Annotated in this window: 12 protein-coding genes; 3 read left to right on the top strand and 9 right to left on the bottom strand. The window is 64.2% G+C overall.

The window, feature by feature from the left end:
- The first annotated feature begins 109 nt into the window (after window positions 1-109).
- Complete coding sequence (locus tag PG879_RS13700; protein WP_048209314.1) at window positions 110-883, top strand: hypothetical protein; 774 nt, start codon at window positions 110-112, stop codon at window positions 881-883.
- A 57-nt stretch (window positions 884-940) separates the two neighbouring features.
- Here PG879_RS13700 and PG879_RS13695 read toward each other — a convergent pair whose 3' ends face one another.
- Window positions 941-1,117 (bottom strand): hypothetical protein, encoded by a 177-nt coding sequence (locus tag PG879_RS13695; RefSeq protein ID WP_270830322.1) that lies wholly within the window; start codon window positions 1,115-1,117, stop codon window positions 941-943.
- Between the two features lie 104 nt (window positions 1,118-1,221).
- Here PG879_RS13695 and PG879_RS13690 point away from each other — a divergent pair, with 104 nt between their 5' ends.
- Window positions 1,222-1,626 carry a hypothetical protein gene (locus PG879_RS13690; protein WP_010672394.1) on the top strand — a complete coding sequence of 135 codons (405 nt, stop codon included), beginning with the start codon at window positions 1,222-1,224 and terminating at the stop codon, window positions 1,624-1,626.
- A 93-nt stretch (window positions 1,627-1,719) separates the two neighbouring features.
- Here PG879_RS13690 and PG879_RS13685 read toward each other — a convergent pair whose 3' ends face one another.
- The 8 genes from PG879_RS13685 to norV all read right to left on the bottom strand — a co-directional run bounded on the left by PG879_RS13685 (window position 1,720) and on the right by norV (window position 10,715).
- Window positions 1,720-2,940, bottom strand: coding sequence for an aromatic amino acid transporter (locus PG879_RS13685; protein WP_069784345.1), 1,221 nt, complete (start codon window positions 2,938-2,940; stop codon window positions 1,720-1,722).
- 198 nt (window positions 2,941-3,138) lie between these two features.
- Window positions 3,139-4,353: an aromatic amino acid transporter gene (locus PG879_RS13680; protein WP_270830321.1), complete on the bottom strand. Its 1,215-nt coding sequence runs from the start codon at window positions 4,351-4,353 to the stop codon at window positions 3,139-3,141.
- 69 nt (window positions 4,354-4,422) lie between these two features.
- Window positions 4,423-5,889, bottom strand: coding sequence for a tryptophanase (gene tnaA, locus PG879_RS13675; protein ID WP_010672391.1), 1,467 nt, complete (start codon window positions 5,887-5,889; stop codon window positions 4,423-4,425).
- Window positions 5,890-6,092: 203 nt separating this feature from the next.
- Window positions 6,093-6,164 carry a tryptophanase leader peptide gene (gene tnaC / locus PG879_RS20585; protein ID WP_223302601.1) on the bottom strand — a complete coding sequence of 24 codons (72 nt, stop codon included), beginning with the start codon at window positions 6,162-6,164 and terminating at the stop codon, window positions 6,093-6,095.
- A 188-nt stretch (window positions 6,165-6,352) separates the two neighbouring features.
- A complete protein-coding gene (locus tag PG879_RS13670; RefSeq protein WP_270830320.1) occupies window positions 6,353-7,570 on the bottom strand; it encodes a 4Fe-4S binding protein in 1,218 nt (405 codons plus the stop codon).
- A 122-nt stretch (window positions 7,571-7,692) separates the two neighbouring features.
- Window positions 7,693-8,031 carry a DUF1971 domain-containing protein gene (locus PG879_RS13665; protein ID WP_041212030.1) on the bottom strand — a complete coding sequence of 113 codons (339 nt, stop codon included), beginning with the start codon at window positions 8,029-8,031 and terminating at the stop codon, window positions 7,693-7,695.
- A 51-nt stretch (window positions 8,032-8,082) separates the two neighbouring features.
- The gene (norW, locus tag PG879_RS13660; RefSeq protein ID WP_270830319.1) at window positions 8,083-9,234 is read right to left on the bottom strand and encodes an NADH:flavorubredoxin reductase NorW; all 1,152 of its coding nucleotides are present in this window, start codon (window positions 9,232-9,234) and stop codon (window positions 8,083-8,085) included.
- Window positions 9,231-10,715 carry an anaerobic nitric oxide reductase flavorubredoxin gene (gene norV / locus PG879_RS13655; protein ID WP_270830318.1) on the bottom strand — a complete coding sequence of 495 codons (1,485 nt, stop codon included), beginning with the start codon at window positions 10,713-10,715 and terminating at the stop codon, window positions 9,231-9,233. Before norV ends, norW begins: the two co-directional genes overlap by 4 nt.
- Before the next feature lie 170 nt (window positions 10,716-10,885).
- Between norV and norR the strand changes: the two genes are divergently transcribed.
- Window positions 10,886-12,412 carry a nitric oxide reductase transcriptional regulator NorR gene (norR, locus tag PG879_RS13650; RefSeq protein WP_270830316.1) on the top strand — a complete coding sequence of 509 codons (1,527 nt, stop codon included), beginning with the start codon at window positions 10,886-10,888 and terminating at the stop codon, window positions 12,410-12,412.
- Window positions 12,413-12,454: the final 42 nt, after the last annotated feature.

The raw sequence follows: 12,454 nt of genomic DNA, 5'->3' as shown, positions 1-12,454 counted from the left end.
TGGCCTGGAGGGTATCCACGGGCGGACGGCAGAAAGCGCTGGACCGGGCAACCCCCTGGGCTAGGATGGGACTGTCACCCTTTGCAACCACCGCTCTGACAGGGACACCATGGCGCAGGTTTCAGGATACCGCTTCTTCGCTCTTTCACTGCTCTTGCTGCTGGCCTTCCAGGTATGGGGGGCGCAAGGCAGGGGCAACATCACACTGGTAAGCTCCCTGGAAACCAGGGAGTCCCCCTATGGTCGCTGGCTCGATCTCATCTATCGGGATGCGTTCGCCCGCCTGGGCTATGACTTCCAGTACCAGGGCTACCCCGGGGGACGGGCCCCCCTGCTGGCAGAGCAGGGACAGGTCGATGGCGAGATCCACCGCGCCGCCAGCTACCAGCAGCAGACCCGCACCCTCCAGCGCGTGCCCGAGCCCCATTTCGCCGTCTCCTATCAGGCCTATGCCCACCAGCCCGGGATCCAGCTGCAGGGGTGGCACAGCCTGCAGGGCACCGGTTATCGGGTCGAGTTTCGCCGTGGCGCCAAGCTGCCGGAGATGATGCTGGGCAAGGTGGTGGCACCGGACCGGCTCTTTGCCATCGCCACCGCCGAGCAGGGGATGGGCAAGCTGCTCAAGGGGCGCAGTGACCTCTATGTGGAGCAGACCCTGATTGCCAGCCAGGCCCTCGCCGCCCTGACGCGCCAGGACCCGGGCTATGCCGGCATCTACTCCGCCGGGGTGATGGAGCTGGCCGATTCTTACGTCTATCTGCACGAACGGCATCAGGATCTGCTGGCCCCCCTTGCCGGCGTGATCCGGCAAATGAAGCAGGACGGCACGGTGGCGCGCTATGAGCAGCAGGCCATGGCGGCTGGGGGCACCAGCCAACCTTAACGTCCTCTTTTTCCGCACGCCTTCCCGCGCCCTGACCATGCAGGAGACCCGGGGCGATCAATTCTGTCGCAGAGTCATGGCCGCAGCGGGCACCCTGTTCGTCAACACCACGTTGACAAAAACGCCCCCTGTATCAGGGAACTCGCCATATAAAACCCCATCGACCTTGTGTTCATCTGACTTGCGGCCAAAAGGCACCATGTCCGTCTGTACATACCCCAAATCTTGCAACATCCCCCGCTCCGACCGCCTCATCATTTCGATGGAGTCCCGTCATCGTTCAGGCATATCTTCCCCTCGAGGCCCGTGCCAGGGCCCGATCACAGGAGCAATACATAATGAAAAAAGCAGTAACGGCCGCCTTGCTGGCCATGATGATGGCGGCCTCGGTTCAGGCGGCAGACAAGGTGACCACGGTGCCGGTGCACTTCGCCAAAGGCGCGCACAGCGCCAAGGTTGACGGCACCTTCTCCGGTTATGACACCATCAACTACACCCTTGGCGCCAAAGAAGGCCAGACCATGACGGTCGCCATCACCGGCAGCACCAATGCCAACTTCAACGTCTTCGCGCCGGGCGCCATCCCGGGTCAGGCCGAGGCTCTGGGCGGCGGCAACGTGGACACAAAATGGCAAGGCACCCTGCCCAAGTCGGGCAAGTACCTGATCCAGGTCTACCAGATGCGCGCCACCGCCCGTAAAGGCGCCAAGGTCCCCCACTCCCTCTCGGTCGGCATTCAGTAACCGACGCCAATATTGCCTGTGTGACAAGCAAGAAGGAGCCCATGAGGCTCCTTCTTTGTCATTGTGTGCTGGCACTGCGACCCGGGTAACGGCTCAGCCCTTGTAGGCGGGCAGCAGGTCCACCATGTTGAGCAGGTGGAAGGCGGCGGTCAGCACGCCGAACAGGATCACCAGGACAATCATGAAGAGGCCACCGGGGGCGCGGAAGCCCTCGCCACCTTCTTCGCGCCGGGCCGCCCGCACCTTCCAGGCCAGCAGGGGCGGGATGATGCAGGTCCACAGGGTCGCCACGGCGCCCGCATAGCCGATGGCCACCAGGAAGCCGAACGGGAACAGCAAGGAGAGCACGAGGGGCGGCAGGAAGGTCACCGCCCAGGACTTGGCGCGGCCACCCCGGCTGTTGTCGAACTTGAACAGATCCGCCAGGTAGTCGAACACCCCGAGCCCCACCCCGATGAAGGAGGAGAGGATGGCCGCCATGGAGAAGGCGTTGAGGGCGCTGGCCACCGCCTTGGACTCGATCACCGAACCGAGGGCCTTGAGCAGGGCATCCACGTTGCCCCCCTCTGCGATCACCTGGCCGAACTCGCTGCGGGGCAGGTTGCCAAAGACGCTCACCAGCCAGATGAGGTAAAACGCGAGCGCGATCAGGGTGCCCCCCAGAATGGCGCGGCTGGCACGGCGCTCTTCACCGTAGTAGGCGCGCATGGAGGAGACCGAATGGTGGTAGCCGAACGAGGTGAGCGCCACCGGCAGCATCACCAGGGCATAGGGGGCGTAGCTCACTTCGCTGCCCACCCGGTCGAGCAGCAGATCGAGGCGCACGTTCATCGACAGGCCCGAGATGCCGAAGGCAAAGCTCAGCCCCATCAGGATCACCAGCAACACCGAGATGCGGTCCACCGCCCGGGTGGAGTGCCACACCAGCAGGGAGAAGGCCAGGGTAAAGAGCACGGACGCCCACTGGCTGCCCATCCCCGTCATGCCGTCGATGATGAGACCGGCCGAGGTGATGTAGGCATAGAGCAGGATGCCGCCGACGAAGTAGACGCTGAGATTGTTGAGGGCGTTGACCTTCTCCCCCAGCAGATCCCGGGTCACGGTATCGAAGGAGACGCGCAGGGGATAGCCCCGATAGGACTCCAGCAGCATCCAGCCGGAGACCGTCATCACCACCATGGTCAGTGCTACCGCGAGCATGGACCAGAGGGTCCAGGCGCCCGCCCCCGCACTCGGCAGCCCCAGCATGCCGGCCCCCACACAGACGCCGGCAATGATGCATGCCCCGCCCACCAACGATGGTTTCTGTTCCATTACTCCCCCAAACGGATTGTCGACTGGTCACGGCACACCGCCGTGCTTCTCCTGCGTTCGCCACTGCTGGCGCCGGGGGACTTTACCCTGCATGCCTTCGGGTATCAAATCCGGAGGGAAAATGGGGGGAAATGGGCCGGATCCTGCGCCCCATCCGTGAAATATGCTCGGGATGGGGCCAGGTTCAGCACACCAGGGTCAGCCGGTGTAGACGGGCAGCAGACCTGCCATGGCCATCAGGTGGAAGATGGCGGTAAGCACCCCGAAGACGATGACGGCCACCACCATGGGCTGGCCGCCGGGGGCCTTGAACCCCGCCTCGTCCGGGGCCAGCTCCCGGGACTTCTTCGCCAGCAGGGCCGGGATGATGCAGGCCCAGACGGTCGCCGCAGCCCCGGCATAGCCGATGGCCACCACGAAGCCGAACGGGAACATCAGGGAGAGCGCCAGGGGGGGCAGGAAGGTCACCGCCCAGGACTTGGTGCGACCGGCGCGGCTGTTGTCGAACCGGAACAGATCCGCCAGATAGTCGAACACCCCGAGCCCCACCCCGATGAAGGAGGAGAGGATGGCCGCCATGGAGAAGAGGTTGATGGCCTGGGAGACCTGCCTGGACTCGATCACCGAGGCCAGCGCCCCGAGCAGCACATCCACGTCGCCCCCCTTGGCGATGACGGGGCCGAAGGCGGGGCGAGGCAGGTTGCCGAAGATGCTGAGCAGCCACAGCAGATAGAGCGCCAGGGCGATCAGGGTCCCCCCCAGGATCGCCTGCCTGGCTTTCTGCTCCTCACCGTAATAGGCGCGCATCGAGGCGACCGAATGGTGATAGCCAAACGAGGTGAGCGCTACCGGCAACATGGCCAGGGCGTAAGGGGCGCGGCCCAGCTCCTCGGCAAAGGAGTTGAACAGCTTGGTGGTGTCGACCTTGCTGGCAAGCCCGGAGACCCCGAACATGAAGCTCAGCACCATAAAGACGATCAGGACGACCGAAATCCTGTCCACCGCCCGGGTCGAATGCCAGACGAACCAGGAGAACACCAGCACGAACAACACCGAGGCCAGCTGGCTATTGATGCCCAGCAGGCCGCCCAGGATGAGACCCGACGAGGTGATGTAGGCATAGAGCAAAATGCCGCCCACGAAATAGACGGTGAGGTTGTTGAAGAGATTGATCCTGCGACCGAGCAGATCCTTGGTCACCGAGTTGAAGGAGGCAGTCAATGCGTAGGGTTTCAGGGCTTCCAGCAGCATCCAGCCTGAAACCGTCATGACGACCATGGTAAGAATGATGGCGAGGGTTGACCAGCTGGTCCAGGCCCCGGCTCCCGCGCTCGGCAGCCCCAGCATGCCGGCACCGACACAGACGCTGGCAATGATGCAGGCCCCTCCGATGACGGACGGTGTTGATGTCATGTGTGTCACTCCAAATCTTTCACAGAGCAGTAAAAAAAAGGGCACAGAAAAATCTGTGCCCCTGACTCGTTATGCTTCTATCAATTTTTTCTGCGTCTTGCCGGCTGACGGGTCGTTATGCTCGACCTCTTTCAGTCTGGCGGTGAAGTGGCGCAGCACGGCCGGCTCGTAAATGAAGTCGAGCCCCTTCACCCGGTGGGCGTTTTTCTTCACCTCGCCGAAGGCCTCGATGACAAAGTCCATGTGGGTCTGGGTATAGGTGGCACGGGGAATGGTCAGGCGCAGCAGCTCCGCCGGGCAGGGATGCTGCTTGCCGGTGGCGGGGTCGCGCCCCAGCAGCAGGGAACCTATCTCCACCGCGCGAATGCCGGCGACCTTGTAGAGCTCGCAGGCCAGGGCGTGGGCCGGGAACTGATCCGCCGGGATGTGGGGCAGCAGCTTGCCCGCATCCACGAAGGCCGCATGGCCCCCCGCCTGCTGGCACACCACGCCGATGGCCTCCAGCCCGTCCACCAGGTACTGCACCTGGCCGATGCGATAGGCCAGCCAGTCCTGGCGCATGCCGTCCCGCAGGCCCACCGCCAGGCGCTCCATGGCGCCCCCTTCCAGGCCGCCATAGGTCGGGAAGCCCTCCTGCACCACGCACAGGGTGCGGCACTCGGTGTAGACGTCCAGCATGCTGTCATCCTTGAAGCACAGCAGCCCCCCCATCTGCACCATGGCATCCTTCTTCGCCGACATGGCGAGGCCGTCGGCGTACTTATAGGACTCCCTGGTGATCTCCTCGATGGTCCAGTTCGCGTAGCCGGGCTCCCGCTGCTGGATGAAGTAGGCATTCTCGGCGAAGCGGGCGGAGTCCATGATGACCGGGATGTCGTACTTTCTGGCGATCTCGTACACCGCCTTCAGGTTGGCAATGGAGACCGGCTGGCCACCGGCGGAGTTGCAGGTGATGGTGCTGACGATGTAGGGCACGTTGGCGGGGCCCGCCTCCAGGATGGCCTCTTCCAGCTTCACCAGATCGAAGTTGCCCTTGAAGTCGGCGGTGACCGAGGTATCGAACGCCTCCCTGGTGTAGACGTTCTTCGCCACGCAGCAGTTGATCTGGGTGTGGCCCTGGGTGGTGTCGAAGAAGTAGTTGGAGAGGGCCACCATCTTCTTGCGATCCAGCCCCTTCTCCTGCTCCCGCTTCTTGATGAGCACGGGGATGTAAATCTGCTCGGCGCCGCGCCCCTGGTGAGTGGGGATGGTCAGGGAGTAGCCGAAGATCTCCTGCACCGCCTGTTGCAGGGCATAGTAGCTGCGGCTGCCGCTGTAGGCCTCGTCACCGCGCAGCATGGCGGCCTGCATGTCCTGGGTGATGGCGCCGGTGCCGCTGTCGGTCAGCAGGTCGATGAAGACGTCTTCGCTGTCCAGCAGGAAGGGGTTCATGCCCGCCCGGACAATGGCCTCTTCCCGATAGGCACGGGTGGTGCGCTTGACCGGCTCGATGACACGAATACGGAAGGGTTCGGGCAGATGCTTGAAGTTTTCCATAATATAAACACCCCAGATTTAAATATTCAAAATGAGTCTCTTCCCCCGCCGAAAATAGAATGTCCGGCAGGTGGGAAATATTGAGAAATGGGTGCACGACATCGCCTCGCCAGAATAAACAGGCGAAGACAGGTGCAGCTATTTCAGTTCAGGAATGGAGGCGGGCTCGTGGCATGGCAGGCATGCCGCGCCGCCGCGGGGAATTACAGCGGGAAGAAGAACGCGATCTTATGGTCCAGGGTAAACCACTTGGGATAGCTGACCTTGATATTCATGTTGTTGCTCATCCAATTGATATTAACAACGCCAAATAACAGCACCCATTATGGTGGGGAGCGCTATATGATCAATTGCAATATGAGCAAAGTGGGATGGCGCTAACAATTTGGCGGGGGATTTTTATACAGCTTATTATCGCCAATCCGAAAGATCCCCCCATCATCCACCTTTGCCCTTTCCCCCCTCAGTGGCTCAACCAGGGCAGCCGCTGCAACAGCTCGTAGCGGTCAGGGATCGGTGTCTGGCTGACCCAGAGATCCAGCAAGCCGTAAGCGAGCAGCGGCAACACCAGCAGCAACAGACAGAGCAGCCCCAGCAGTTGGCGGGAGGCGAGTCGCTGCCCTTGCGTGCCAAGATGCAGGGCATCGGCCCGCTTGGGGCAGGCGGCCACGCAGCTCTGGCAACTGGTACACTCGAGGCTCTGCACCGCGATGAGCTGGTGCACCTGGATGCGCGAGGGGCAAACCCGGCTGCACTTGTCGCAGTCGTGGCCCGCACTTCGCAGGCAGCGGTCCGGGTCGCGGCGAATGCGCAATGGGGTCAGCAGGCCGAGCAGGGCGAACCAGGCGCCATAGGGGCAGAGGTAGCGACAGAACCCTTGCCGGAAGGTGGCGGTGAGCAGCAGCACCCAGCCAAGGCACAGGCCCGAGATCAGGGTCAGGTTGAAGAAGAAGGCCCCCATCTTCATGTCCGCCGCCTGATGGTAGGGGCTGGCAAGGTAGCCGGGCAGGGCGGCGGCGGGTACCGCCAGCAATATGATGAAGAGCAGAAAGGCGAGCACCAGAAACTTCTGGCCGCGCAACACGGCATCGAGCCAGCGCGGCGGGGTCCACTCCCCCGGCAACAGGCGCGAGCGCAGGCCGTGCAGCCACTCCCCCACCAGCCCGAGCGGGCAGAACCAGGCACAAAACGCCCGACCCAGCAGCAGGGCCGACAGGGAGAGCACCAGCACGGTGACGGTGGCCGCCGGGTGATGGGGGTCCGTCAGCCCCTGCCCGAGCCAGGCCCGCAGCCCGAGACCACCTGCGATGGGCAGGAAACCGTCCACCACGTCAGGGCGCACCAGCCAGGGGCTCATCCCCTGCCCCAACTGTCCGATATGAACAACATATTGAACCGCCACCAACCACCAACATAGCAGCAATAGCTGCCTGGTAGCCGTTCTGAGACGTTGACTGTCTATATGAGCCAGCATGAGCAGGGGGTGATAGCGCAGCCAGATCGCCAGGGTCGTGGCCACCAGCCCCAGTGCGAGCCAGAGTACCGAATCCGCCACCAGCAGCCAGAGCGCGGCGGCCAACAGCAGAGAGAGCGTCCAGCCCCAACCGCTGCGGCCCTGCCACAACAACAGGACCAGATAGACCAGACCCGAGGTCATGGTCAGGGCTTCCAACAGGCTCATGTTTCCCTCACTGTGCTCATCCGAATCGAGGGGGCAGGATAACCAACATCTGAGTTGATGATTTTGATCTGCATGGGCAGAGGGGGCATTTGCCCGCTCCGCCCCCTCAGCCTTAAACCCCGTTATTTGCGGCTGTGGAACAGCGGCTGGTCGGATTCGGCCTGCTCGGCCCAGAAGTGGATATTGAAGCGGGCATCCTCCGACAGCTCCACCCTGTGCCAGTACTGGGGCGGGCTGGTGGCAAACTCCCCGGCCCGGATCACCAGGCTCACCTCCGGCTCCTCGGCCTGTTCGTCGGCAAAGCCGTGATAGGTGACGGTCCCCTCCATCACGCAGAGCTGGCCGAACACCCCGGCCGCGGTGTTGTGGTGGGTGAGCAGGGCCTGGGGCACGTTCTGGCGGGTGAAAAAGGGGGTGGAACGGCGTACCACCCAGTGAGACGGGATCAGTTGCATGGCCATATCGGTTCTCCTCGTGTGGCCGGGTCGACCCGGCCGGTGCAATGAAAGGGGTTAACGGGGCAGCTGACGCAGCAGCGGGAAGGCGGCGCTCATCTGGTCACCCCCCACCACGAAGCCGCACAACTCGCCTGCTTGGTCGCGGGCCTCGGCCACCATGCCGTGGCTGTTCCAGCGGCACTGCCAGGCGAGATCCTCGCCCCGGGTGCGACCGGCCAGTTGCAGCGGGTAGCGCGGCGTCTTCACCTTCACCAGCATGGGCGGCAGGGTCAGCGGGGTCGGTGTGCCGAGCAGGGTGCGCGCCAGCGCATTGGCCCCCAGCACGATGGGTTGCAGGAAGGGGAGCAGCTGACCTTGCCACTGCACGCAATCCCCCAGCGCGAAAATATGGGGATCGCTGGTCTGCAGCCGATCGTCGACCAGGATGCCGCGCTCCACTGCCAGCCCGGCCCCGCGGGCCAGGGCCAGATTCGGCCGCAGGCCGATCGCGGCGATCACCAGATCCTGCTCGCTGACGCGCCCGTCACTCAGGGTGACGCGCCAGCCATCCCCCGGCTGGGCATCCATCCTGGCGAGACCCGTCCCGAACTGCAGACTGACCCCCTGGGTGCGCAGGGCCTGTTGCAGCGGCTCGGTCAGGGCGGCCGGCAGCAGGGCGCTTAAGGGGCTGTCGGCCAGATCCACCAGCGTCACCTCTTTTCCTGCGCTCGCCATGTCCATCGCCAGCTCGCAGCCGATGAGCCCCGCCCCCAGCACCAGGATGCGGCGGGCCTGGCGCAGTTGCGCCTCGATGGCGGCGAACTCCTGCTGGCTGTTGAGGGTGACCAGGGATTCGCTGCCCGGCAGATCGGGGCGCGCCGCACTGGCACCGGTGGCCAGCACCAGCTTGCCGTAGGGGAATTCCCCTCGTTCGGTCAGCACCAACCGCCGGGCAGGGTCGATGCCATGCACCGGGCAGTGGGGCAGCAGCGCGATGCGCTGCTGCTCGGCAAAATCGCTGCCGCTCTGACGGGTCATGGCTGCGGCAGGGCAGCCCCGACTCACCACGTGGCTCAAGTCGGGCTTGTTGTACTCATCGCCGCTGTCGGCGGTGATGAGGCGGATGGGCTGCCCGGCATCCAGCTTGCGCAGGCTCTTGACCAGTTGCTGGGCGGCGAAGCCGCTGCCGATCACCACTATCTCGTCACTGCTGGGGACGGCGCTCATACACAGGCCTCCACGGCGCAGGGTTCGAACACCTCCTTGCCGATGCCGCAGCCGGGGCAGAGGAAGCTCTCCGGTACCTGGGCCCAGGGGGTGCCCGGTGCCACCAGCTGATCCGGCTCCCCCAGCGCCGGGTCATAGACCCACTGGCAGACCGTGCAGAGCATGGCCTGGTCGTCATCCCATTCGGCGGCGGCCGCTGCGGCTTGCGGCTCAACAGCAGGCATCGCGGGGACGGGCGTCACGATTGTCTGGGTTGTGGTGATCGGGCGGGGTGCGTCCAGCGGGTGCAACGCCCACTGACGGGCGAGCTGGCGGCCATGCTCACGGCATTCCGCCAGCGCCGAGCCATCCGGCCGCCACTTGGCCTTGAGAGAGATGCTGATATCGAAGCCCGCATCCATCAATCGGGTCTGGATCCGGTCCACCGCGCCACCGGTCCAGCCGTAACTGCCGAAGGCCGAGGCGCGCTTGTTGCGAAAACGCAGGCCGGTGATCTCTTCGAGCATGCCCGCCACCTTGGGCATCATGACGTTGTTCATGGTGGAGGAGCCCACCAGTATCCCCTTGGAGCGGAACACCTGGGTCAGGATCTCGTTCTTGTCGTGGCGGGCCACGTTGTAGATCTTCACCGCCACGCCGGGGTCCACCTCGTGGATGCCCTGGGCGATGGCGTCGGCCATCATGCGGGTGTTGTTGGACATGGAGTCGTAGAAGAGGGTGATGCGGTCTTCCTGATAGTGGTCGGCCCACTCCAGGTATTTCAGGATGATCTGGGTGGGGTCCTCGCGCCAGACGATGCCGTGGGAGGTGGCCACCATGCTCACCGGCAGGTTGAAGCCGAGCACCTCCTTGATCTTGGCGGTCACCAGCGGGCTGAAGGGGGTAAGGATGTTGGCGTAGTAGCGCTGGCACTGCTCCATCAGCTCGGTCTGGTCCACCTCGTCGTTGAACAGGTGCTCGTCGCAGTAGTGCTGGCCGAAGGCGTCGTTGGAGAAGAGCACCGCATCCTCGGTCATGTAGGTCATCATGCTGTCGGGCCAGTGCAGCATGGGGGTCTCGATGAACACCAGCTGCTTGCCGTTGCCGATGTCCAGGCTGTCACCGGTTTTGACCGGGTGGAAGTTCCACTCCGGGTGGTGATGATGGCCGGTGATGGAGTCGATGGCGTTGTGGGTGCAATAGATGGGGGTGCCGGGGATGCGGGCCATCAGCTCGGTCAGGGCGCCGGCGTGATCCTCCTCGGCGTGGTTGATCACCACGTAGTCGATGGAAGCGAGATCGATCTCGGCCGCCAGGTTCTGCACGAACTCACGGCTGAACTTGTGATCGACGGTATCGATCAGCACATTCTTCCCTTCGCGGATGAGGTAGCTGTTGTAGCTGGTGCCCTTGTGGGTCTTGTACTCGGTGCCGTGGAAGTCGCGTACCTCCCAGTCCCGTTGGCCGACCCAGTGGATGTTGTTCTTGACGTGAATGCTCATCAGGCAGTTCCTCGAATGCAATAGTGGATGTTCAACTGAACCAGCTATTGCAGCGGACGTGCCAACTTGTAACCCATTGTTTTTAATGGCTTCTCATATCACTCGTTGTCATTAAGACACCACACCTTTATAGTCAAAATCACAAACATACTGTCATTTGGACAATTATCGTGATCTCGACCGACAGCCTGGCGCGCATCGCCCTCGACCTGCAACTCGGCATCTCTCATCAGGACCGCTTCCACCGCCTGATCCAGAGCGTGCGCAGCCTGCTGAAATCGGATGCCTCGGCCCTGCTGCGCTACGAGGGGGGCCAGTTCATCCCGCTGGCCATCGACGGCCTGATGCAGGACGTGCTGGGGCGCCGCTTCGCCCTCAAGGATCACCCGCGCCTCGAGGCCATCGCCCGCGCCGGGGATGTGGTGCGCTTCCCCGCCGACAGCGCCCTGTCCGACCCCTATGACGGCCTGCTGCCGGATCACGACGACTTCAAGGTGCACGCCTGCGTCGGCCTGCCGCTCTTCTCGGATCAGGCGCTGATCGGCGCCCTGACCATAGACGGCATGAACCCGGCCCAGTTCGACGGCATCAGCGACGAGGAGCTGCGTCTGGTGGGGGCCCTGGCCGCCGCCGCCCTCGACAACGCCCTGCTGCTGGAGCGGCTCGCCCGCCAAAGCAGCGAGCCCCTGGTCCACGGCACCCGGCCCGGCCCCGAGCAGCCGGAGATGGTAGGCCACTCCCCCGCCATGGCCCGGCTGCGCCACGAGATCGAGGTGGTGGCCAGCTCGGAGCTGAACGTGCTGATTTTGGGGGAGACCGGGGTCGGCAAGGAACTGATCGCCAAGGCGGTGCATGGCGGCTCGCCCCGCGCCCATGCCCCCCTGGTCTACCTCAACTGCGCCGCCCTGCCCGAATCCGTGGCCGAGAGCGAGCTGTTCGGCCACGTGAAGGGGGCCTTCACCGGCGCCATCCACAACCGGGCGGGCAAGTTCGAGCTCGCGGACAAGGGCACCCTGTTTCTCGACGAGATAGGGGAGCTTTCCCTGGCGCTGCAGGCCAAGCTGCTGCGGGTGCTGCAATACGGCGATCTGCAGCGGATCGGTGACGACACCCCGCTCAAGGTGAATGTGCGCATCCTGGCGGCCACCAACCGGGACCTGAAACAGGCGGTGGTCGAGGGGCAGTTTCGGGCCGACCTCTACCACCGGCTGAGCGTGTTCCCGATCCACGCCCCTGCACTGCGGGAACGTCCAGGCGACATTCCCCTGCTGGCCGGTTACTTTTGCGAGCGCTGCCGGCTCGGCCTGGGGCTGGAGCAGCTGCGTATCCAGCCACAGGCGCTGCAACTGCTCGAGCGCCACGACTGGCCCGGCAACGTGCGCGAGCTGGAGCACGCCATCCACCGCGCCGCCGTGCTGGCCAGGGCCGAGCAGGGCAGCCCCTCGCCGACCCTGGAACCCCACCACTTCAACCTGGGGCCGACGGGCTCATCCCTGCCCGCCGACACCGTCAGCCAGCCCGCCTCCCCGGCCATTGCCGGCCTGGGCCTTCGCGCCGCCACCGATCTGTTCCAGCGCCAGCTCATCGAGCAGACCCTGACCGCCCATGACGGCAACTGGGCCGCCACCGCCCGGGCGCTGGATCTGGACGGTGGCAACCTGCACCGCCTCGCCAGGCGGCTCGGCCTCAAGGCCTGACGCCCCCAGATACGAGAGGGGCCCAAAAACAGAAACCCCCTC

Origin of the sequence: Aeromonas sp. QDB63 (assembly GCF_027707425.1) — a bacterium.
Classification (GTDB): domain Bacteria; phylum Pseudomonadota; class Gammaproteobacteria; order Enterobacterales; family Aeromonadaceae; genus Aeromonas; species Aeromonas caviae.
The sequence above is the reverse complement of the archived record's forward strand: the minus strand, read 5'-3'. Positions and strand labels throughout refer to the sequence as shown.

What these genes read in the sequence shown, in the direction of transcription:
- PG879_RS13700 (WP_048209314.1), top strand. Translation starts at nt 110, where the DNA reads ATGGCGCAGGTTTCAGGATACCGCTTCTTCGCTCTTTCACTGCTCTTG.
- PG879_RS13695 (WP_270830322.1), bottom strand. Translation starts at nt 1,117, where the DNA reads ATGTTGCAAGATTTGGGGTATGTACAGACGGACATGGTGCCTTTTGGC.
- PG879_RS13690 (WP_010672394.1), top strand. Translation starts at nt 1,222, where the DNA reads ATGAAAAAAGCAGTAACGGCCGCCTTGCTGGCCATGATGATGGCGGCC.
- PG879_RS13685 (WP_069784345.1), bottom strand. Translation starts at nt 2,940, where the DNA reads ATGGAACAGAAACCATCGTTGGTGGGCGGGGCATGCATCATTGCCGGC.
- PG879_RS13680 (WP_270830321.1), bottom strand. Translation starts at nt 4,353, where the DNA reads ATGACATCAACACCGTCCGTCATCGGAGGGGCCTGCATCATTGCCAGC.
- tnaA (WP_010672391.1), bottom strand. Translation starts at nt 5,889, where the DNA reads ATGGAAAACTTCAAGCATCTGCCCGAACCCTTCCGTATTCGTGTCATC.
- PG879_RS13670 (WP_270830320.1), bottom strand. Translation starts at nt 7,570, where the DNA reads ATGAGCCTGTTGGAAGCCCTGACCATGACCTCGGGTCTGGTCTATCTG.
- PG879_RS13665 (WP_041212030.1), bottom strand. Translation starts at nt 8,031, where the DNA reads ATGGCCATGCAACTGATCCCGTCTCACTGGGTGGTACGCCGTTCCACC.
- norW (WP_270830319.1), bottom strand. Translation starts at nt 9,234, where the DNA reads ATGAGCGCCGTCCCCAGCAGTGACGAGATAGTGGTGATCGGCAGCGGC.
- norV (WP_270830318.1), bottom strand. Translation starts at nt 10,715, where the DNA reads ATGAGCATTCACGTCAAGAACAACATCCACTGGGTCGGCCAACGGGAC.